This is a genomic window from Agrobacterium sp. 22-214-1, assembly GCF_053522465.1.
The window spans coordinates 1,697,581-1,717,755 of record NZ_JBNWCK010000001.1; the positions used below are offsets into that span (position 1 = coordinate 1,697,581).

The window sequence follows — 20,175 nt, forward strand, 5'->3', positions numbered from 1 at the left end:
TTTTGAATAATTATTTGTGATTAGCCGGATTAGGCGGAAAGAGCCTTAACGCGCTGTGCGAGACGCGACACCTTGCGGGATGCGGTGTTGCCGTGCAGAACGCCCCGGGTGGCGGCGCGCTGGATCTCGGGCTGGGCTGCCTTCAGAGCTTCGGTAGCGACTGCGAGATCACCGGAAGCGATGGCTTCCTCGACCTTGCGGATGAAGCCGCGAACGCGCGAACGGCGAGCCTTGTTGACTGCGGTACGGCGAGCGATCTTGCGGGTCGCCTTTTTCGCCGAAGTTGTATTGGCCATGTATGCCTCTCTTCGAATTCAAACCAAATTCCGCAACCATAGGATCGGGTCGTTCGAAGACCTCACGTAACCCAAGAATGCGGGAGTAATTTCGGACAAGCCGGATGGCTTTCCTTAACCGTGGGCGGGCATATACCGCTAAAGCTTACGCCCGTCAACGCGCAAAACGCTTAAAAGCGCCGATATTCCGAATCCTTAGCGATTCCGGAAAGCGGGTTTGCGCTTTTCCACGAAGGCGGCCATGCCCTCCTTCTGATCCGCTGTCGCAAAGAGCGACTGGAAGGATCGTCTTTCATATCTCAATCCTTCCGCAAGCGGCACCTCGAATGAGCGATTGACGCTTTCCTTGGCCATGAGAACGGAAGCACGCGACAGGGAAGCGATGCGGGTTGCCGCCTCCACCGCCTCGTCCATGAGATTTGCAGCCGGCACGACACGCGACACGAGACCGGCCCGCTCAGCCTCCGCCGAATCCATCATGCGCCCGGTCAGAACCAGATCCATGGCCTTCGCCTTGCCGACTGCCCGTGTCAGCCGCTGCGAGCCGCCCATGCCAGGGATGACGCCGAGGGTGATTTCCGGCTGGCCGAATTTTGCCGTGTCCGAAGCGATGATGAAATCGCACATCATCGCCAGTTCGCAGCCGCCGCCGAGCGCAAAGCCGGATACGGCGGCGATGACCGGCTTGCGGGTGGCCGCAACCTCGTCCCAGCCGCCGAGAAAATCGCCGACATAGGCATCGACGAAATCCAGCCCCTGCATTTCCTTGATATCGGCGCCTGCCGCAAATGCCTTTTCCGAACCGGTGATAATGATCGCACCGATGGAATCATCGGCGGAAAACGAAGACAGAATATGCCGCAGCTCTTTCAGAAGCACCGAATTGAGAGCGTTGAGCGCCTTGGGGCGATTGAGGGTGATGACACCCACCTCATCGCGTTTCTCGACCAGTATCGTTTCATAGTCCACGGCAATCTCCCCTTCCGGCACTCCGGCTCCGTTACTTCTGGCAGGCGGCGCAATAAAAAGTCGAACGACCGGCCTGCACCACCCTTTCAACCGTACCCCCGCAGCCGGGTGTCCGGCAAGGCTGGCCTTCCTGATCGTAGACCGAAAAGGAGTGCTGGAAATAACCGAGCGTTCCGTCCGTCTGTATATGGTCTCGCAATGAGGAGCCGCCGGCGGCGATCGCATCCGCGATCACGTCGCGGATTTTCTCCGTCAGATCGACGAGCTGCGCCTTGGGCTTGCCACCTTTCGTCACCAGCGTTCCCGCCGCCCGCAAAGGCGAAAGATGCGCGCGCCACAGCGCCTCGCAGACATAGATATTGCCGAGACCGGCAATGACCTTCTGGTCCAGCAGCGTGCTTTTCAGGGGCTGGCTTTTACCTTCAAACCGGCTCGCCAGATAATCCGCGCTCAGCGCATTGCCTGTCGGCTCCGGGCCTAGCTCGGCAAAGGCAGGGTAAAGGTCGAGCTTGTTGCGCTCCACCAGATGCATGAAGCCGAAGCGGCGCGGATCATTATAGATGACGCAGACGCGCTCTTCCCCTTTATCCAGATGAAAGACGACATGGTCATGCTTGCCGTCTTTGGAACGGGCATGGTGAAACACGCCGGGGGCATCGCCGGCCTCGCCCGCTTCCGCCTCGATACGGAACGAGCCGGACATGCCGAGGTGGGAAACGATGGTCAGCCCATCCTCCAGTTCGATCAGAAGATATTTCGCCCTGCGCCCGAGCGACAGGATCGTCTTGCCTTCGATAAGCGCTGCGAAATCCTGCGGGAATGGAAAGCGCAAATCGGGGCGGCCGAGATGGAGCCTGCGGACCCTTGCGCCTTCCATGGCGGGCGCAAGGCCGCGTCTGACGGTTTCGACTTCTGGCAATTCTGGCATCTGGCTTATCCGACAGTTTATCGTTAGGACCATGTGGTCTATACAGTGCACGCGAAATGTCGCGCCCAGGCGATGCGGCAACAGATAGCGTTGCCATGGCGTTTCCGCTATGGTCCGCCACGCAATAAAGATGGAGACAGACGATGACCGACGCCCGTACCACTGCCCAAGGCGGCATGGAAACGTCCTATGGCTTCCACAAGGTGGACGAAGGCAAAAAGCAGGGGCTGGTCAACGAAGTCTTCCACAAGGTGGCCAAACGCTACGACATCATGAATGACGTGATGTCGGCCGGCCTGCACCGACTGTGGAAAGACGCCATGGTGTCTTCGCTTTCGCCGCGCAAGGACGCGTCCTACAAGGTTCTGGACGTTGCCGGCGGCACTGGCGATATCGCCTTCCGCATCATCGAAGCCTCCAACCGTCTGGCGCATGCCACCGTTCTCGACATCAACGGCTCGATGCTGGCCGTCGGCGAAGAACGCGCGGCAAAAAAGAAGCTTTCCGACAATCTGACCTTCGTGGAGGCCAATGCCGAGGAACTGCCTTTCGAGGCAAACAGTTTCGACGCGTATACGGTCGCCTTCGGCATCCGCAACGTGCCGCGCATCGACGTCGCGCTGAAGGAGGCCCATCGCGTGCTGAAGCGCGGCGGGCGGCTGCTGGTGCTGGAATTCTCCGAGGTAGAAATGCCGTTGCTTGACCGCGTTTATGACGCCTGGTCGTTCAACGCCATCCCGCAATTCGGCAAGATGATCACGGGTGACGCCGAGCCCTATCAATATCTGGTCGAATCGATCCGCAAATTCCCCAATCAGGAGGATTTCGCGACGATGATCCGCACCGCCGGCTTCTCCCGCGTCAGCTATACCAATTACACCGGCGGCATCGCCGCCCTGCATTCCGGCTGGAAGCTTTAAGACCATGGCCGGCAGACGCAGGAGACAAGCATAAGCATGAGTACTTTGGGCGCATATTTCCGCCTCGCAAGGGTTGGCTGGGTTCTCGTGCGCGAAGGCGTCGTGCTGGCCCTGCCTTCCGATGACCTGCCTGCTCCCGCCCAATTGTTGAAAGCGCTGCTGAAACCGTTCGCCCGCAGCAAGGCGAAAAGGGCGCAGCGCAGCGACCGTCTGGCGGTGGCTGTGGAGCGGCTTGGGCCTTCCTATGTCAAGATGGGCCAGTTTCTGGCGACCCGGCCGGATGTGGTGGGCGCCGACTTCGCCGACGATCTCGCGAGCCTTCAGGACCGCATGGCCTTTTTCCCGGCGGCTGCGGCGAAAGCGAATATCGAAGGCTCGCTCGGCCGTTCGGTGTCCGATCTCTACAGGGAATTCGGCGATCCTATTGCCGCCGCCTCCATTGCCCAGGTTCACCCGGCAATGGTGGATACGCCGAAGGGGCCGCGCAAGGTGGCCGTCAAGGTCATCCGCCCCGGCGTGCGCCAGCGTTTCCAGAACGACCTCGAAGCGATGTATCTGATCGCCGATCTGCAGCAGCGTTTCGTTCGTTCCGCGCGTCGCCTGCGCCCTGTCGAGGTGACACGCACGCTGGAGCAGACCACCAAGATCGAGATGGATCTGCGGCTCGAGGCCGCCGCCCTTTCCGAACTTGCGGAAAACACCAAGGACGATCCCGGATTCCGAGTTCCCGAGGTCGACTGGGAACGCACCGGGCGCGATGTCGTCACCATGGAATGGATCGACGGCGTCAAGATGTCGGATATCGAAGGGTTGAAGGCCGCCGGCCACGACCTGAACAAACTCGCCGACACGCTGATCCAGTCCTTCCTGCGGCACACGTTGCGCGATGGTTTTTTCCATGCCGACATGCATCCCGGCAATCTCTTCGTCGATGCTGAGGGCGAGATCGTCGCCGTCGACATGGGTATTGCCGGACGTCTCGGCAAAAAGGAACGCCGCTTCCTTGCCGAAATTCTCTACGGCTTCATTACCCGCGATTACATGCGGGTGGCGGAAGTGCATTTCGAAGCCGGTTACGTGCCGGGCCATCACGATATAGCAAGCTTCGCCCAGGCGATCCGCGCCATTGGCGAGCCGATCCACGGCCAGCCGGCCGAAACGATCTCCATGGGCAAGCTTTTGACGCTGCTGTTCGAAGTGACCGAGCTTTTCGACATGGAAACGCGGCCGGAACTGGTGATGCTGCAAAAGACCATGGTGGTGGTGGAAGGCGTGTCGCGCATGCTCAATCCGCGCTTCAACATGTGGAAGGCGGCAGACCCGGTCGTCGGCGGCTGGATCAGGGACAATCTCGGTCCGAAACGCATCGTCACCGATCTGAAGGACGGCGTGAAGGCGGCCCTCAAGCTTGCCGAGGCAGCGCCGGAGATCGCCGCCAAGACGGAGAAGCTGCATTCCGAGTTGATGTATATGAGCGAGAACGGTCTGCGTTTCGACGCGCAGACGGCGGAAGCTATCGGCAAGGCGGAAGCGCGCCACACCAAATGGGGACGGGCGGCACTCTGGGGGATAGCGCTGACGCTTCTTTACATCGCCATCAGGATAAGCTGAGCATCTCGGCACCGGTGAGTGCCATGTTTGTGTAATGCATTGGAGCGATAAGGGCCTGATCTCTAATGGAGACAGGTGATCGATGCGGGGTAAGGGCTGCTTTGATGCCTGCGCGGAATTGCGCCGGCGGTATAGACGGATGATGCCGGACGGGATTTGATTTTGATGGCAAAAGCGCAAGTACTGAAAGAGGCCCTTTCCTATTCTTCCTGGCCGCTGGTGTTCGTCGGCGGCCTGGTAGGGTCCTATTTCGCTTTCACGAGCAGCCATCCCATCGCGGCCTTTTTGACCGTTTATGCGGGCGCGGTTTTGAGCCTGTTTCTTCTCGAACGTTATATTCCCTACGAAATCCAATGGCTTGAGGGTGATGGCGAGACCGTGAACAGCATCGGCCACACGCTTTTGACGAAAGGGCTGGTCCAGCTCGCAGCCGCCGCAGCGGCAATCTTCCCGATGGTGACCGCCAATGTGCTGCAGCCGCTCGCCGCCATGCGGTTCGACCTCTGGCCGTCTCATCTGCCGATGATCGTTCAGGTCGCCCTTGCGGTGACGATTGCCGAATTCGGCCTCTACTGGTCCCACCGTATTGCGCATGAAACCGTATTCTTCTGGCGTTTCCATGCGCTGCATCACAGCGTCGTGCGGCTTTGGGTCGTCAATACGGGACGGTTCCATGTGGCCGATTCCCTGTTCAAGATCGCGCTCAGCCAGATTCCGCTCTATTTCATGGGGGCGCCGCTACAGGTTTTCTGGTGGCTCGGTGCCGTTACCGCATTCATCGGTATTTTGACCCATTGCAACGTCGATATGAAAACGGGGCCGCTCGATTACGTGTTCAGCACCCCGCGCCTGCACCGCTGGCACCATTCAAAACAGCTTCCGGAAGGAAACACCAATTACGGCGAGAATCTCGTCTTCTTCGATTTGATCTTCGGCTCCTACCATAACCCCGACAGGCCCTCTTCCACCGATATCGGTATCAAGGGCAAGATTGCGAAAGGATTCCTGCCGCAGCTTCTGCAGCCCTTCACCAAGGAAGGCGTCCGCCAGATCATCGGCAAGGACACCAATCTCGACTGAACCCAAAAACTACAGGGCACGCGCAGTATCTATCACGATACCGAGTTCGCCCCGCAGTTTTTTGGTCAGACCGGCTGCGACAAGCTCATAGGAGCGGCGCACATAATGCTCCAGTTCTTCCTGTTCGAGCGGGGAATGATCGCCAATCGATATCCATTTGCGTTTGGCGAAATAGGGCGCCTGCCCTATGCCTTCCAGCGAGGTCAATATTTCGAAGCTCTCTTCCGAGCATTTCACGACCAGCCGCCAGTCCTCCCGCTCGCCAAGCACGGCAAAGACCTTGTCGCCCACCTTGGCAACGTGCGAATCCCATTGGTCGACGAAACGCACGCCCGGCCATTTGCCGAGCACCCTGTCGAAAGTCTTGCGATCGAACAGGCTCATGCGAGTTTCTCCGCGATCAGGGCCGCCAGACGTTTTGCAACGTCGGCCTTGTCGAGATCCGGCCAAACGTCGACGCCATCTGCGGAAATAATCTTCACGCTGTTGCGGTCTCCGCCCATGATGCCGGTTTCCGCCGAAACATCATTCGCGACGATATAATCCGCCCCTTTGCGCTCCAGCTTCGCCCGGCCGTTCTTCTCGACATCCTGCGTTTCGGCGGCGAAGCCCACCACAATCCTCGGGCGCTTTTCATGATGGCCGACGGTTTTGAGAATATCGGGATTTTCCGTCAGTTGCAGCGCCGGCGGCGCATCGCCCGGCTGCTTCTTGATCTTCTGCTCCGACGAGCCCGTCATCCGCCAGTCGGCGACGGCGGCGACCATGACGGCGATATCCGCCGGCAGTCTCGATATCACCGCATCGCGCATCTCCTCGGCGCGCTCGACATGGATCGTCGTGACCCCGGCAGGATCGGCGATGGTAACCGGGCCGGAAACCAGCGTGACCTCTGCCCCCAGTTCCGCCAGAGCCGCCGCAATGGCATGGCCCTGCTTGCCCGAGGAGCGGTTGGCGATGTAGCGCACCGGGTCAATCGGTTCATGCGTGGGACCGGAGGTCACGATGGCCGTTCTGCCCTTCAGTGGCTTTGGCCCCTCATCCAGCAGTGCGGCGACGGCTTCGACGACCTGCAATGGCTCGGCCATGCGGCCAAAACCAGCCTCACCCTTCTCTGCCATCTCACCGGCCATGGGTCCGATGAAAAACACGCCGTCTTTTTTCAGCGTTTCGACATTCCGCAGCGTGGGCTTTGCCGCCCACATTTTCGGGTTCATCGCCGGTGCCACCAGCACCTTGCGATCCGTCGCGAGAAGAATGGTGGAAGCAAGATCGTCTGCCTGGCCATGCGCCATCTTCGCCATCAGATCGGCGGTAGTGGGCGCCACCAGCACGAGGTCGCAGTCACGCGCCAGCCTGATATGGCCGACATCCTGTTCATCCTGCCGGGAAAAGAGCTCGGTGAAGACATGGGTGGCGGACAGCGCGCCGACCGCAAGCGGTGTGACGAATTCCTGCGCACCCTTCGTCATCACAGGCGTCACCTTGGCGCCCCGTTCTTTCAGGCGGCGGATGAGATCGAGGCTCTTATAGGCCGCGATGCCGCCGGAGATGATGAGGAGAATATGTTTGCCTGAAAGCGTCATGATGCCGGACCAGTTTCCCGTTTCACCGGGAAACTAAGCCCTTGGCATACAAAGTGCAATCCGGCTGATATCACGCCGCCTTGGCGACGTGATATTCCTTGATCGCGACCATCTTGATCGCCGGAAAACGCTCGGACTCATAGCGGAGCGAGAAGGCGTCCTGCGCCAGAAACACCGGATCGCCATCCAGATCGCGGGCGATATCGCCCCGCTTGACGTTGAGGAACTTGTCCATTTCCGCCGGCTGATCGGAAGAAATCCAGCGGCAGACGGAAAAGCGCGACATTTCGAAGGAGACCGGCAGGCCGTATTCGCCCATCAGGCGCTCCTTCAACACGTCGAGCTGCAGCGCGCCGACGACGCCGACGATGGCCGGCGAGCCGTCTTCCGGCGAAAAGAGCTGCACGACGCCTTCTTCCGCCATCTGCTGAAGGGCTTCCTTCAGCTTCTTCGCCTTCATGGCGTCTTCCAGACGCACGCGGCGGAGAATTTCCGGCGAGAAATTCGGCACGCCCTGGAAAACCAGGTTTTCACCCTCGGTCAGCGTATCGCCGATGCGGAGCGTACCATGGTTCGGGATGCCGACCACGTCGCCCGCAAAGGCCGTATCGGCAAGCTGGCGCTGCGAGGCGAAGAAGAACTGCGGCGCAGTGAGGCCCATCTGTTTGCCGGTGCGAGCAAGCCGCGCCTTCATGCCGCGCTCCAGCTTGCCGGAGCAGATGCGGGCAAAAGCGATGCGGTCACGATGGTTCGGGTCCATATTGGCCTGAATCTTGAAGACAAAGGCCGTCATTTTCTCTTCAGCTGCATGGACGGTGCGGGTATCGGCCACCTGATCGCGCGGCGGCGGTGCGAAATCGCCAAGCGCATTGATGAGGTCACGCACACCGAAATTGCGCAGCGCCGAACCGAAGAACACCGGTGTCATATGACCTTCGAGAAACGCCTGACGATCAAAAGGACGGCAGGCTTCCAGCGCCAGTTCCGTTTCTTCGACAAAAAGATGGCGCTCGTTTTCCGGCAGACGATCGGCAACCGCCTGCGGACCGTTGACCGGCATGGCTTCCACCTGCGTATCGACGCCACGGAAGGTGCTGTCGGCGAGATTATAGGCGCCGCAGAAGGTCTTTGCCCGACCGACCGGCCAGGTGATGGGCGCGGTATCGAGCGCGAGCTTCTCTTCCACCTCATCCAGAATCTCGAAGGGGTCGCGGCTTTCACGGTCCATCTTGTTGATGAAGGTGATGATCGGAATATCGCGCATGCGGCAGACTTCGAAGAGCTTCAGCGTGCGCGGCTCGATACCCTTGGCGGCGTCGATGACCATGATCGCCGCATCCACCGCCGTCAGCGTGCGGTAGGTGTCGTCGGCAAAGTCCTCGTGGCCGGGCGTATCGAGAATGTTGAAGACACGGTCGTTATATTCGAAGGTCATGACCGAAGTGACGACCGAAATGCCGCGCTCGCGCTCGATCTTCATCCAGTCCGAACGGGTCTGGATGCGGTCCTTCTTCGCCTTCACCTCACCGGCAAGCTGGATCGCTCCGCCGAACAGCAGCAGTTTCTCGGTAAGCGTGGTCTTACCCGCGTCCGGGTGCGCAATAATAGCAAAGGTGCGGCGGCGGGAGACCGCCTCGGCAAGTGTTTCGGCCATCTGACAAATCCTGTGGAATTGCGGGCTATCTAGCGTTTCAGGCCCGCATTTGCAATTGACCTTGCCGCGATCTCGGCAAACTAATGCCGCATGACCCTTCAAAACGACAATCGCCCCCCTCTCCGGCTCGTCCGCCTCGCCAATGGCGCTGACCTCGAATTGCCGTCCTATGAGACCCGTGGCGCCGCCGGCATGGACCTGCGCGCTGCCGTACCTGCCGGTGAACCGATGAGCCTGCAACCCGGCGAACGCGCGCTGGTCCCGACCGGTTTCATCTTCGAGGTTCCGCAGGGTTATGAGGCGCAAATCCGCCCCCGCTCCGGCCTCGCCATCAAGAACGGCATCACCTGCCTCAACTCTCCCGGCACGGTGGACAGCGATTATCGCGGCGAGGTGAAAGTCATCCTCGCCAATCTGGGTCAGGACGTTTTCGTCATCGAGCGCGGTATGCGCATTGCGCAGATGGTGATTGCGCCGGTAACCCAGGTTGTTGTGAGCGAGGTGACGGAGACCTCGCAGACGGCGCGCGGCGCCGGCGGTTTCGGCTCCACCGGGGTTTAGCGACAGCGCTGGGACAGAAGCGCGGACCGATTGTCTTTACCCGGCAATTTCGCTATGGATTTGGCGGATTTTCCGGGAAACACGATCATGACGCTGACGACACTTTTCGCCTATGCCACCGCCCTCTTCATCGCCGCCGCCATTCCCGGCCCCGGCATGACGGCGATCGTGGCGCGGGCGCTGGGTTCGGGCTTTCGCGAAACCTTCTTCATGGGTCTTGGGCTGGTGCTGGGCGACATGATTTACCTGACCGCTGTGATCCTGGGCCTGGCCTTCGTCGCGCAGACCTTTCAGGAAGCCTTCATGGTTCTGAAATTCGCGGGCGCGGCCTATCTCCTTTATATTGCCTGGAAGCTTTGGACCGCCGGCCTGCTGCCGCAGGAGCTGAAGGCCAAGAAAAGCACCAGCATGCCCATGTCCTTCCTGTCCGGACTGCTGATCACGCTCGGCAACCCGAAAACCATGCTGTTTTATGTGGCGCTGGTGCCGACGCTGATCGATATCCGCATGATCGGCCCCTCGGAATATGCGACCCTTCTCGTCATCACCTTCGTCGTGCTGATGGCGGTTCTCCTGCCTTACATCCTGCTTGCGGCCAAGGCGCGTAACCTCCTGAAAAGGCCGAGCGCCTTGACGATCCTCAACCGCACGGCGGCGGGTATTCTGGCCGGAACCGCCACCATGATCGCGATCCGCAGCACATAAAACAAATTCGTGCATTTATGCGATTTATCGTGAAATTATTCCTGCATTTTGGGGATATTAGGACGAACGTTCGCTAGCTTGCGAAAGCTATTGCTCCTATTCTGCCGCTCAAATCTTGCGGTCTTTACACAGGAGAGCATCATGCCCGAAGCCAGAAAGCCCGGACGCGGACGCGTCTATTCCTCGATTACGGAAACAATCGGCGACACGCCGATCGTGCGGCTCGACAAGCTGGCGAAGGAGAAGGGCGTGAAGGCCAACCTTCTCGCCAAACTCGAATTTTTCAATCCCATCGCTTCCGTGAAGGACCGCATCGGCGTCGCCATGATCGAAGCTCTGGAAGCGCAGGGCAAGATCACCCCCGGCAAAACCACGCTGGTGGAGCCGACCTCCGGCAACACGGGCATCGCGCTTGCCTTCGCTGCCGCTGCGAAGGGCTACAAGCTGATCCTGACCATGCCTGAAACCATGTCGGTTGAACGCCGGAAAATGCTGGCCCTGCTCGGCGCCGAACTGGTGTTGACCGAAGGCCCCAAGGGCATGAAGGGCGCCATTGCCAAGGCGCAGGAACTGGCCGAGACCCTGCCTGACGCCATCATTCCGCAGCAGTTCGAAAACCCCGCCAATCCCGATATTCACCGCAAGACGACGGCTGAGGAAATCTGGAACGACACCGAAGGCACGGTCGATATTCTCGTCTCGGGTATCGGCACCGGCGGCACCATCACCGGCACGGGTCAAGTGCTGAAATCCCGCAAGCCTGAGGTGAAGGTCATTGCGGTCGAACCTGCCGACAGCCCGGTTCTTTCCGGCGGCAACCCCGGTCCGCACAAGATTCAGGGCATCGGCGCCGGTTTTGCACCCGCCATCCTCGATACCGGCATTTATGATGAGATCGTCACCGTGACCAATGACGAGGCTTTCGAAACCGCACGTCTGGCGGCAAGGCTGGAAGGCGTGCCGGTCGGCATCTCCTCGGGTGCGGCGCTGGCGGCGGCAATCAAGGTCGGCGCGCGGGAAGAAAATGCCGGCAAGAACATCGTCGTCATCATTCCTTCCTTCGCGGAACGTTACCTTTCGACGGCGCTTTTCGAAGGCCTTGGGCTTTAAGCCAAGCTTTCAAGCGCGGTACGATCGCGCGCGAGATTAGCGAATATTCTTATGTGCCGCCGGCTCCGCTGGCGGCACAGTGTTTTTTCAGGGAAGGCACAAAAGGCGACCTTCTGGAGCATATCCGGTTTAAACGGAATCGTTAGACGTGCTCTACTTCCTTGTTTTTACACACTTTCCTGATAAAAAACCGCTTCGTTCTTTTACTGCAAATGCTCTAGGCCGCCGCCGTCAGCCTTTCGCCAGCGATACGATAGGACACGGCTTCCGCCACATGGATGCGGCCGACCGTCTGTTTGCCTTCCAGATCGGCCAGGGTGCGGGCAACCTTGAGAATGCGATGATAACCGCGCGCGGAGAACTTCAGCCGCTCGGCCGCATCGCGCAGCAATTGCAGCCCGGACGCATCCGGCTCGGCATATTTTTCTATCAGGGCCGTCGTGCAGCGGGCATTGGTGCGAATGGCGGCAAATCCCGCCGACGCGTAACGTTCCTGCTGCGCAAGGCGCGCCCGGGCAACACGGGCGGCGACCGCCGCACTCGGCTCTGACGCGACGGGGCGGATGAGATCGGCGGCGGAGACGGCGGGAACGTCGATGCGGATATCGATACGATCCAGCAGCGGGCCGGAAATGCGGGCCTGATAATCCGTCACACAACGCGGGCCTCGTGCGCAGGTGAAGCCCGGCTCTCCCGCCATGCCGCAGCGGCAGGGGTTCATCGCCGCAACGAGCTGGATTTCCGCCGGATAGCTGACGCGATGATTGGCCCGCGCAATGATGCATTCGCCCGTTTCTAGAGGCTGGCGCAGTGCATCCAGCACCTGCGGCGAAAATTCCGGGAACTCATCCAGAAAAAGAACGCCGTGATGGGCGAGCGAAGCCTCACCCGGCTTGGCGCGAAGCCCCCCGCCGATCAGCGCCGCCATGGTGGCGGAGTGGTGCGGGGCGCGGAATGGCCTGCGGTCCGAAAGCTTGCCGCCGGACAATTGGCCGGCGATGGAATGGACCATCGACACTTCCAGCAATTCCGCCGCTTCCAGCGGCGGCAGGATGGAAGGCAGGCGGGCTGCGAGCATGGATTTGCCGGAGCCGGGCGGACCGACCATGAGCAGGTTGTGGCCGCCGGCGGCCGCCACCTCCAGCGCGCGCCGGGCGCTCTCCTGTCCTTTGATATCCGCTAAATCCGGCAGATTGACCGGGTGGGTGCGAATGGCGGGCGTCGGGCGCGAGAGAAGCTGGGTGCCGCGAAAATGATTGGCCAACGCAATCAGGCTGCGCGGGGCGAGAACATCGATACCGGCGCCGGCCCAGGCCGCTTCCGGCCCGCTTTCAGCCGGGCAGATCAGCCCCTTGCCAAGCGCATTGGCGCCGATGGCCGCCGGCAGGGCGCCCGAAACCATACCGATGGTGCCATCGAGATTGAGTTCGCCGAGAACCACATAACGTGCCAGCATTTCTGCCGGTATCGCCCCCAAAGCGGCCATGAGGCCAAGCGCAATGGGAAGATCGAAATGCGATCCTTCCTTGGGCAAATCGGCGGGCGCGAGATTGACGGTGACTTTTTTTGCCGGCAGCGCCAAACCGGAGGCATGCAGGGCGGCCTGCACCCGCTCGCGGCTTTCGGCCACCGCCTTATCGGGCAGGCCGACAATCTGGATGCCCACCTTTCCCGGCGCGACCATGACCTGCACCTCGACGGGCACACCCTCTATGCCCTGAAATGCAACCGTATTGACCCTTGCCACCATGGCCTGCCCCCGCAAACCGGCCGCGCTGGTCAGAGCTTCATGCCCCATCACGGCCACCCGCAAGCAACGTGCCACAGGGCAAAGAATAAAACAAGAACATCCAGCGAACAATTTCTCGCTGACGATGTATTTTAGTTGTGTCTAGTTGTACTCGCGGAACAAAGCTGGACCGGCGAAAGCTCGTCTCAGAAATCCTGGGCTTCGCGCTTTTTCTCGATCGCATCCCACAACAGGCTTGCGACATCCGCACCGCCGAATTTCCGCACTTCGCGAATGCCGGTCGGCGAGGTGACGTTGATTTCCGTCATATAGTCGCCAATCACATCGATGCCGACGAAGAGGAAACCGCGCTCGCGCAAGGCAGGGCCGATGCGGCGGCAGATTTCCTTCTCGCGCGCCGTCAGTTCCGTCGGTTCCGGCCGGCCGCCGGCATGCATGTTGGAGCGGGCATCGTTTTCCGCCGGCACGCGGTTGATTGCGCCAACCGGTTCGCCATCTACCAAAAGGATGCGCTTGTCGCCCTTGCGGACGTCAGGCAGATATTGCTGGGCGATATAAGGCTCGCGGAACATCTGGCCGAACATCTCCAGCAGAGAGGAGAAATTGCGGTCGTCGCGCGCGGAATGGAAGACGCCTGCACCACCATTGCCGTAAAGCGGCTTGAGGATGATATCGCCCATTTCATTGCGGAAGCGGGCGATTTCCTCCACATCCTTGGTGATCAGCGTCTTCGGCATCAGATCGGCGAATTCGGTGACGAAAATCTTTTCCGGCGAATTGCGGACCCAGGCGGGATCGTTGACCACCAGCGTTTTCGGATGAATGCGCTCCAGCAGATGGGTCGAGGTGATGTAAGCCATGTCGAATGGCGGATCCTGACGCAGATGGATGACATCCATAGTCGACAGATCGACGCGCTCCGGTTCGGACAGCGAAAAATGGTCGCCCTTGATGTCGCGCAGTTCCATCTGCTCGACGGTGGCGTAAATCTTGCCATCGCGCATGGAGAGGCGCTCGGGAGTATAGTGGAACAGCCGGTATCCGCGCGCCTGCGCCTCAAGGCTCATGGCGAAGGTGGAGTCACCGGCGATATTGATGCCGGAGACATGATCCATCTGGATCGCGACGTTCTTGATCTTCGCCATGCGCATGTTCCTCTTGCAGCATGCGGACGCTTTGTCGGCCCGCGATGCCCATTGCCTCGCCTTTTCAAGCTTCCCTGCAGGACCGGTAGAAACCCGGAAATGCTTCAGAAAACCCTGAAGATGTAGGGCAGCGACCATTCAAAGGCAACTGCTGCAAGCGGTGGTTTGTGTGAGTTTTATTGAACCTTCACAATTCCGTCGGCGGAGCCGTGCAGGCGGCGCCGACTGGAATGTTTTATGGGTTCAGGCCGCCAGCTTATAGGAACGGCCGGCGAACAGCTTGTTCTTGACGCGATAGGCAAAAGCCAGCGCCTTGGGGAACGGACGGCGCATGAAGGCAACCTTGCGGACATACTCATCCACCCGCCAGGTGGCCCATGTTCCCGCAGGGAAATAGGCGACATCGCCGACCCGCAGGATGCTGATGGAACCGTCTTCCGCGGTCACATGCACTTCGCCTTCGAGAATATAGACGGTTTCATCCCAGCCGAAGAACCAGCGGAACTCACCCGCCGTGCAATCCCACATGGCGGTGCTGGAGGCACGGTCGCCGCTTCTGGAATGATCCGCCGCGCGCGCCTGGGGGTTGCCGGAAATGATCCATTCCGGATTGATAGGGGCCGGCTGAAGCCGCAGATCGGTGCAGGATGCGCTGACGACGGCCTCGTCTTTTGACCGGCGCAAATAGGCCGGCAATATCGGCACGGTCCGGACCGCCATGGTTGCTGCGGCAGCGAACATCATTTTGAAGGACATATTAGAAAACCCCCGCGAAATATTGGAGGTCTTCTATCATCGGGATCGTAACGAAGCGGTTTTGACAATCGGCGCAATTTTAGTCATCGCGCCGATTTCTGCGAAGCACTCAGGCCGTCGCCATTTGCGCGGGCTGCGCCGCCAGCTGCTCCGCTTTGCCGGCGATACGCTTGCCAGTTTCGCTGGAGAAGAAATGCAGTTTTTCCGGCGCGATCGTGACGGAGAGGGCGGACGGAACCTCGACATCCGGCGGGAAGGCCACGGTCAGGTTCTGGTCGCCGATCATGCCATGGATAAGGCGCTGCGAACCCAGTTCTTCGATGTAATCGACCCGAAGCGGGAAGCCCTGCTCACCTGCCGCAGCGAGGCGGAAATCTTCCGCCCGCATGCCCACCGTCACGGAGCCGGAGGCAGGTGCGAAACCGTTGAGCGCAAAGAGCGACGGACCGATGGCGAGGCTATCGCCATGCAATTCGGCGTTCAGCAGGTTCATGGCGGGAGAGCCGATGAAACTCGCAACGAAGGTCGAAGCAGGGGTGTGATAGACATCGAGCGGTGCGCCGATCTGTTCGATACGGCCGCCATTCAACACCACAAGACGGTCGGCCAGCGTCATGGCCTCCAGCTGATCGTGGGTGACGTAGAGCGAGGTGGTGCCGAGGCGCTTTTGCAGACGCTTGATCTCGCCGCGCATGGAAACGCGCAGCTTGGCATCGAGATTGGACAGGGGCTCGTCGAACAGGAAGGCCGCCGGTTTGCGCACGATGGCGCGACCCATGGCGACACGCTGCCGCTGGCCGCCGGAAAGGGCGCGCGGCTTGCGGTCCAGATAGGGTTCGAGCTGCAGCATACGCGCGGCTTCGGCCACACGCGCATCGATCTCCGTCTTCGGCGTCTTGCGGTTCTTCAACCCGTATTCCAGATTCTGGCGCACCGACATATGCGGATAAAGCGCATAGTTCTGAAACACCATGGCGATATCCCGGTCAGCCGGATCGGCCTGATTGACCACCCGGTCACCGATCTTCACCGTGCCTTCGGAAATATCCTCAAGCCCCGCGACCATGCGCAGAAGCGTGGATTTGCCGCAGCCGGAGGGGCCGACCAGAACGATGAACTCGCCGTCCCTGATGTCGATGTCGACGTGGTGCACGGCGCGCACGCCGCCATGATAATCCTTGCAGACCTGACTGATTTCTATCGCGGCCATTTCGGTCTCCTTATTTATCGCTTTCGGTCAGGCCCTTGATGAACCAGCGCTGGAAAATGACGACGATCAGCACCGGCGGCAGCATGGCCAGCACGGCGAGCGCGAAAGCTTCGTTGTAATCGGGAATTTGCGAGCCGACCCAGACCTGCAGGATCGACTTGATACCGCGCATCAGGGTGAAGAAGCCCTCATCCGTCGTCATCAGCATGGGCCAGAGATACTGGTTCCAGCCATAAACGAACATGATGATGAAGATCGCCGCCATCATGGTGCGGGACAGCGGGATGAGAACGTCGATGAAGAACTTCACCGGCCCTGCGCCGTCAATGCGGGCAGCCTCCAGCAACTCCTCCGGCACGGATTTGAAGAACTGCCGGAAATAGAAGGTGCCCGTCGCCGAAGCGAGAAGCGGCACGATGAGGCCGGTATAGGAGTTCAGAAGGCCAAGTTTGCTCATCACCTCGTAGGAGGGCATGATGCGCACTTCGAGCGGCAGAAGCAGCGTGGTGAAAATGATCCAGAAGGCGAGCGTTGCGAACCGGAAGCGGAAATAGACGATAGCATAGGCCGCCGTCATCGACAGGACGATCTTGCCGACGGCAAAACCGATGCCGAGGATCAGCGAATTCAACACCATGTTGAGACCCGTGATCTGCCCGGTGAAGCCGCCTTTCTGGGTCAGGACCTTTTCATAAGTCTCGATGAAATTGTCGCCGGGAACCATCGTCAGACCGCTGCGGTGGATTTCCGCAGCGGTATGGGTGGAGGTCATGAAGGCCACGATGACCGGCAATATCAGGAACAGCGCGCCGATGATCAACACCAGATGATCGAGGGGTTTTGTCTTGTACATGGTCTTTTCCCTCAATTGTAATGGATGCGCTTTTCGATGAAGCGGAACTGGATGATGGTGAGAACGAAGACGACCAGCATCAGGATGACGGACTGGGCCGAGGAGCCACCGATGTCATTGCCGCGGAAACCGTCCAGAAACACCTTGTAGACCAGCGTGATCGGGTTGTTGGCAGCCTTGTCCTTCACCATCACGTCGATGACGCCGAACGTGTCGAAGAGCGCATAGGTGATGTTGATGATCAGCAGGAAGAAGGCCGTGGGCGCCAGAAGCGGCATGATCACCGTCCAGAATCGGCGAAAGCCCGAGCGGCAGTCGATGGCGGCGGCTTCCCGCACCGAGACCGGCACACCCTGAAGACCCGACAGGAAGAAGATGAAGTTGTAAGGGATCTGCTTCCAGACCGCGACGACGATCATGGCGAAGGCCGTATCGAAATAATTGAGGCCGACCTTCATGTCCCAGCCGAGGAATGCGGCCATCTTGACGAAGGGGCCGATATGCTGGTCGAAAAACATCATGCCGATGAGACCGGCGACCGGCGGCGCGATGGCATAGACGGAAATCAATAGCGTCTTGTATGTCGAGCTGCCGCGAATGACCGCATCCGCCTTGACGGCGAGAAGCAGGCCGAGCGCCAACGAAAAGAAGGTGACCAGCACGGTGAAGACAACCGTGAATTTGGCGATGCTGAGATATTCGGGGCTGAAGATCGCATCCGAATAATTGGCAAGTCCGACGAAGGAAGCGCCGAAACCGAACGGGTCTTCGATATAGAAAGACGAATGTATGGCCTGAACCGATGGCCAGTAGAAAAAGATGAAAATCACCGCAAGCTGCGGCGCCAGAAACAGATAGGGCACAAAGGACGAGGAGAACTGCACGCGCTTCATGCCGGCTTCTGCGGGCTTGGCGGGTTTTCCAGCCTTTGCGGACCGACCGGAGAAAAACCGGCGCGGTTGAGACGATGTATAGGCCACGCTTGCGCTTCCTTATCCGAGAGCGAGCCTCCCTTCCGTGGGAAAGGAGGCTCGGCAATGGTCATTGGTTTCGAAACAGACGATCAGCCGGCCGTCTTCGCGAAACGGGCGAGCAGGTCGTTGCCTTCCTTCTCGATGATCTCGAAAGCAGCCTTCGGCGTAACTTCGCCGGAGAAGATGCGGTTATATTCGCGTTCCATGACGGCGCGGATCTGCGGGTAGAAGCCGAGGCGGTAGCCCTTGGACCATTCGCCGCCCGGCAGCGAGAGCTGCTGGATACCGACTTCCGCGACCGGCTTTTCCTTGTAGAAGCCTTCAGCCTTGGCCTTTTCGTAAGCGGCCTTGGTGATGGCGACGTAACCGGTTGCCTTGTGGTAGAAGACCTGGATTTCCGGCGAGGTCAGGAACTGGAAGAAGTCGGCCACGCACTTGTTTTCGGCTTCAGACTTGCCCGACATTGCAAAGAGCGCAGCGCCGCCGATGAAGGAGTTGGTGCCAGCACCCTTGATGGAGCCCCAGTAAGGAAGGAAGGTTGCCGAGAACGGCATGGTCGCCGTCTTCTGCAGGCCGCCGAAGGAGCCCGAAGAACCGATCCAGAAAGCAACCTTGCCTTCTTCGAAGGGCTTCTGGTTGTCGTTCCAGCCGGCGCCGTAATAGGCGAACAGGCCCTTGTCCTTCCAGTCCTTCAGCTTGTCGAACATCATGACGAGGTTCGGGTCGGTGACCTTGAGCTTGGTGTCGGTGACGCTGTCATAGCCGTTATTGTTGGTGGCGAACTGGATGTTGTTGCGGGAGAAGAAGTTCTCCGTGAACTGCCAGGTGAGCTGCGACTGAACGAGCGGAATGTAGCCGGCTTCCTTCAGCTTCGGCGCAACCTGCTCGAACTCTTCCCAGGTCTTCGGGGCTTCGACGCCGGCCTTCTTCAGGGCTTCGTCGTTGACGTACATGATGGGAGCGGAGGTGTTGAACGGCATGCCGACAAACTTGCCGTCAGCGGCAGCGTAGAAATAACGCACGCCGTTGATGAAGGCTTCACGCTCGAACTTGTAGCCGGCCTTGTTGATGAGGTCTTCCGCAGGAATGACAGCGCCCTTGGCGTTAATGATGGTGGCGGCGCCGGCATCGAAAACCTGCAGAATGTTCGGCTGCTCGCCCGAACGGAAAGCAGCGATGCCGCTTGCCAGCGCTTCTTCGTAGGAGCCCTTGGAAACCGGCGTCAGAGCGCAATCCTTCTGGGCCGCGTTGAACTTCTGGGCGACTTCGTTGATGACTTCGCCGTTACGTCCGCCCATGCCATGCCACCAGGTGATGTTGGTCGCGGCCATGGAAGACGTTGCCGACATGCTGACGGCCACAGCGGCCATGGAAAACTTCTTGAACATATTAAATCCTCTCCACCAATTATTGGGGTGAGGATGCGAATAGAGGGGTTCAATGACGCCTCTTTGACAGTTCCATGTCAGATTTATTACAGCGACTGACGAAAATCTCAGTCGGCCATGCGCTTTATGGGCCGAGCCGGATTTCCAACCACCGTCACGCCCGGCGGCACATTGCGCGTCACCACCGAACCGGCGCCGACAATCGCTCCGTCACCGATGGTGATGCCAGCCAGAACGATCGCTCCGCCGCCGATCCAGACATCACGGCCGATCGTGACGGGCCTTGCGATTTCAATGCCTTGCGCACGCGGCACCGGGTCCAGATGGTGTTCCGCACAATAGATCTGCACCGCAGGCCCGAGCATCGCGCCGTCGCCTATCGTAACCTTTGCGGAATCCAGAATGGTGCAGCCGGCATTGAGATAGACATTTTTGCCCAGCGTGATGTTGAAGCCGTAAGCGCAATGAAACGGTGCTTCGATAAATGCCCCTTCACCAACAGAAGCGAACAGAGCCCGTAGCAAGGGGGCCATTGCCCCGCGCTCATCCGGCGGCATCGTATTGTGCTGGTGGACGGCCCCTCGTGCCCGCCAGCGCAATATATCCAGCTCGGCATCCATGCAGCTGTACCATTCGCCCGCGGCCATTTTTTCCCGCTCGGTGGACATGTTTCCCTCCC

The 20,175-nt window shown here is 59.7% G+C and carries 19 protein-coding genes and 2 pseudogenes; 6 read left to right on the forward strand and 15 right to left on the reverse strand.

Features of this window, described 5'->3' with window-relative positions:
• Nucleotides 1–29: 29 nt before the first annotated feature.
• The 3 genes from rpsT to mutM form a co-directional block, all read right to left on the reverse strand.
• Nucleotides 30–296, reverse strand: coding sequence for a 30S ribosomal protein S20 (rpsT, locus tag ACQZ5G_RS08525; protein WP_003493474.1), 267 nt, complete (start codon nucleotides 294–296; stop codon nucleotides 30–32).
• 195 nt (nucleotides 297–491) lie between these two features.
• Nucleotides 492–1,265, reverse strand: a complete 774-nt coding sequence (locus tag ACQZ5G_RS08530) for an enoyl-CoA hydratase (RefSeq protein WP_448737208.1) — start codon at nucleotides 1,263–1,265, stop codon at nucleotides 492–494.
• 31 nt (nucleotides 1,266–1,296) lie between these two features.
• A complete protein-coding gene (mutM, locus tag ACQZ5G_RS08535) occupies nucleotides 1,297–2,193 on the reverse strand; it encodes a bifunctional DNA-formamidopyrimidine glycosylase/DNA-(apurinic or apyrimidinic site) lyase (RefSeq protein ID WP_142780078.1) in 897 nt (298 codons plus the stop codon).
• Nucleotides 2,194–2,336: 143 nt separating this feature from the next.
• Between mutM and ubiE the strand changes: the two genes are divergently transcribed.
• The 3 genes from ubiE to olsE all read left to right on the forward strand — a co-directional run bounded on the left by ubiE (nucleotide 2,337) and on the right by olsE (nucleotide 5,804).
• Nucleotides 2,337–3,113, forward strand: coding sequence for a bifunctional demethylmenaquinone methyltransferase/2-methoxy-6-polyprenyl-1,4-benzoquinol methylase UbiE (ubiE, locus tag ACQZ5G_RS08540; RefSeq protein WP_448737207.1), 777 nt, complete (start codon nucleotides 2,337–2,339; stop codon nucleotides 3,111–3,113).
• 36 nt (nucleotides 3,114–3,149) lie between these two features.
• Nucleotides 3,150–4,724 carry a 2-polyprenylphenol 6-hydroxylase gene (gene ubiB / locus ACQZ5G_RS08545; RefSeq protein ID WP_448737206.1) on the forward strand — a complete coding sequence of 525 codons (1,575 nt, stop codon included), beginning with the start codon at nucleotides 3,150–3,152 and terminating at the stop codon, nucleotides 4,722–4,724.
• 165 nt (nucleotides 4,725–4,889) lie between these two features.
• Entirely contained in the window at nucleotides 4,890–5,804 is a 915-nt protein-coding gene (olsE, locus tag ACQZ5G_RS08550; protein WP_448737205.1) for an ornithine lipid hydroxylase OlsE, read from the forward strand.
• Nucleotides 5,805–5,813: 9 nt separating this feature from the next.
• On the opposite strand, the gene ACQZ5G_RS08555 is transcribed toward olsE, so the two are convergent.
• The 3 genes from ACQZ5G_RS08555 to ACQZ5G_RS08565 form a co-directional block, all read right to left on the reverse strand.
• A complete protein-coding gene (locus ACQZ5G_RS08555) occupies nucleotides 5,814–6,188 on the reverse strand; it encodes an MmcQ/YjbR family DNA-binding protein (RefSeq protein ID WP_078051349.1) in 375 nt (124 codons plus the stop codon).
• Nucleotides 6,185–7,390: a bifunctional phosphopantothenoylcysteine decarboxylase/phosphopantothenate--cysteine ligase CoaBC gene (gene coaBC / locus ACQZ5G_RS08560; RefSeq protein WP_448737204.1), complete on the reverse strand. Its 1,206-nt coding sequence runs from the start codon at nucleotides 7,388–7,390 to the stop codon at nucleotides 6,185–6,187. The genes ACQZ5G_RS08555 and coaBC overlap by 4 nt, the downstream gene beginning before the upstream one ends.
• Before the next feature lie 70 nt (nucleotides 7,391–7,460).
• Nucleotides 7,461–9,044, reverse strand: coding sequence for a peptide chain release factor 3 (locus ACQZ5G_RS08565; protein WP_003520100.1), 1,584 nt, complete (start codon nucleotides 9,042–9,044; stop codon nucleotides 7,461–7,463).
• A 90-nt stretch (nucleotides 9,045–9,134) separates the two neighbouring features.
• On the opposite strand from ACQZ5G_RS08565, the gene dut reads away from it, so the two are divergent.
• From dut to cysK, 3 genes are all read left to right on the forward strand, one after another.
• Entirely contained in the window at nucleotides 9,135–9,605 is a 471-nt protein-coding gene (gene dut / locus ACQZ5G_RS08570; protein WP_262534680.1) for a dUTP diphosphatase, read from the forward strand.
• An 87-nt stretch (nucleotides 9,606–9,692) separates the two neighbouring features.
• Entirely contained in the window at nucleotides 9,693–10,310 is a 618-nt protein-coding gene (locus ACQZ5G_RS08575; protein WP_448737203.1) for a LysE family translocator, read from the forward strand.
• Nucleotides 10,311–10,451: 141 nt separating this feature from the next.
• On the forward strand, nucleotides 10,452–11,420 hold the full coding sequence (gene cysK, locus ACQZ5G_RS08580) for a cysteine synthase A (protein WP_003520103.1): 969 nt from the start codon (nucleotides 10,452–10,454) through the stop codon (nucleotides 11,418–11,420).
• A gap of 217 nt (nucleotides 11,421–11,637) precedes the next feature.
• Here cysK and ACQZ5G_RS08585 read toward each other — a convergent pair whose 3' ends face one another.
• The 9 genes and pseudogenes from ACQZ5G_RS08585 to ACQZ5G_RS08625 all read right to left on the reverse strand — a co-directional run.
• Nucleotides 11,638–13,170 (reverse strand): YifB family Mg chelatase-like AAA ATPase, encoded by a 1,533-nt coding sequence (locus ACQZ5G_RS08585; protein WP_448737593.1) that lies wholly within the window; start codon nucleotides 13,168–13,170, stop codon nucleotides 11,638–11,640.
• 185 nt (nucleotides 13,171–13,355) lie between these two features.
• Nucleotides 13,356–14,315 (reverse strand): glutathione synthase, encoded by a 960-nt coding sequence (gshB, locus tag ACQZ5G_RS08590; RefSeq protein ID WP_003503823.1) that lies wholly within the window; start codon nucleotides 14,313–14,315, stop codon nucleotides 13,356–13,358.
• Nucleotides 14,316–14,558: 243 nt separating this feature from the next.
• Complete coding sequence (locus tag ACQZ5G_RS08595) at nucleotides 14,559–15,071, reverse strand: cupin domain-containing protein (RefSeq protein WP_448737202.1); 513 nt, start codon at nucleotides 15,069–15,071, stop codon at nucleotides 14,559–14,561.
• A 109-nt stretch (nucleotides 15,072–15,180) separates the two neighbouring features.
• Nucleotides 15,181–16,281 (reverse strand): sn-glycerol-3-phosphate import ATP-binding protein UgpC, encoded by a 1,101-nt coding sequence (locus ACQZ5G_RS08600; RefSeq protein ID WP_448737201.1) that lies wholly within the window; start codon nucleotides 16,279–16,281, stop codon nucleotides 15,181–15,183.
• A gap of 10 nt (nucleotides 16,282–16,291) precedes the next feature.
• Nucleotides 16,292–17,134 carry a sn-glycerol-3-phosphate ABC transporter permease UgpE gene (gene ugpE, locus ACQZ5G_RS08605; RefSeq protein ID WP_003520108.1) on the reverse strand — a complete coding sequence of 281 codons (843 nt, stop codon included), beginning with the start codon at nucleotides 17,132–17,134 and terminating at the stop codon, nucleotides 16,292–16,294.
• Nucleotides 17,135–17,145: 11 nt separating this feature from the next.
• Nucleotides 17,146–18,114: an ABC transporter permease subunit gene (locus ACQZ5G_RS08610; protein WP_448737200.1), complete on the reverse strand. Its 969-nt coding sequence runs from the start codon at nucleotides 18,112–18,114 to the stop codon at nucleotides 17,146–17,148.
• An 83-nt stretch (nucleotides 18,115–18,197) separates the two neighbouring features.
• Nucleotides 18,198–19,496, reverse strand: coding sequence for an extracellular solute-binding protein (locus ACQZ5G_RS08615; RefSeq protein ID WP_448737199.1), 1,299 nt, complete (start codon nucleotides 19,494–19,496; stop codon nucleotides 18,198–18,200).
• Between the two features lie 119 nt (nucleotides 19,497–19,615).
• Nucleotides 19,616–19,777 (reverse strand): annotated as a pseudogene (locus ACQZ5G_RS08620) (DapH/DapD/GlmU-related protein); the annotation flags it as partial.
• Nucleotides 19,778–20,002: 225 nt separating this feature from the next.
• Nucleotides 20,003–20,164 (reverse strand): annotated as a pseudogene (locus tag ACQZ5G_RS08625) (maltose acetyltransferase domain-containing protein); the annotation flags it as partial.
• Between the last annotated feature and the right edge of the window lie 11 nt (nucleotides 20,165–20,175).

Coding starts and splice junctions, on each gene's coding strand:
- rpsT (WP_003493474.1), bottom strand. CDS start 296: ATGGCCAATACAACTTCGGCGAAAAAGGCGACCCGCAAGATCGCTCGC.
- mutM (WP_142780078.1), bottom strand. CDS start 2,193: ATGCCAGAATTGCCAGAAGTCGAAACCGTCAGACGCGGCCTTGCGCCC.
- ubiE (WP_448737207.1), top strand. CDS start 2,337: ATGACCGACGCCCGTACCACTGCCCAAGGCGGCATGGAAACGTCCTAT.
- ubiB (WP_448737206.1), top strand. CDS start 3,150: ATGAGTACTTTGGGCGCATATTTCCGCCTCGCAAGGGTTGGCTGGGTT.
- olsE (WP_448737205.1), top strand. CDS start 4,890: ATGGCAAAAGCGCAAGTACTGAAAGAGGCCCTTTCCTATTCTTCCTGG.
- ACQZ5G_RS08555 (WP_078051349.1), bottom strand. CDS start 6,188: ATGAGCCTGTTCGATCGCAAGACTTTCGACAGGGTGCTCGGCAAATGG.
- coaBC (WP_448737204.1), bottom strand. CDS start 7,390: ATGACGCTTTCAGGCAAACATATTCTCCTCATCATCTCCGGCGGCATC.
- ACQZ5G_RS08565 (WP_003520100.1), bottom strand. CDS start 9,044: ATGGCCGAAACACTTGCCGAGGCGGTCTCCCGCCGCCGCACCTTTGCT.
- dut (WP_262534680.1), top strand. CDS start 9,135: ATGACCCTTCAAAACGACAATCGCCCCCCTCTCCGGCTCGTCCGCCTC.
- ACQZ5G_RS08575 (WP_448737203.1), top strand. CDS start 9,693: ATGACGCTGACGACACTTTTCGCCTATGCCACCGCCCTCTTCATCGCC.
- cysK (WP_003520103.1), top strand. CDS start 10,452: ATGCCCGAAGCCAGAAAGCCCGGACGCGGACGCGTCTATTCCTCGATT.
- ACQZ5G_RS08585 (WP_448737593.1), bottom strand. CDS start 13,170: ATGGTGGCAAGGGTCAATACGGTTGCATTTCAGGGCATAGAGGGTGTG.
- gshB (WP_003503823.1), bottom strand. CDS start 14,315: ATGGCGAAGATCAAGAACGTCGCGATCCAGATGGATCATGTCTCCGGC.
- ACQZ5G_RS08595 (WP_448737202.1), bottom strand. CDS start 15,071: ATGTCCTTCAAAATGATGTTCGCTGCCGCAGCAACCATGGCGGTCCGG.
- ACQZ5G_RS08600 (WP_448737201.1), bottom strand. CDS start 16,281: ATGGCCGCGATAGAAATCAGTCAGGTCTGCAAGGATTATCATGGCGGC.
- ugpE (WP_003520108.1), bottom strand. CDS start 17,134: ATGTACAAGACAAAACCCCTCGATCATCTGGTGTTGATCATCGGCGCG.
- ACQZ5G_RS08615 (WP_448737199.1), bottom strand. CDS start 19,496: ATGTTCAAGAAGTTTTCCATGGCCGCTGTGGCCGTCAGCATGTCGGCA.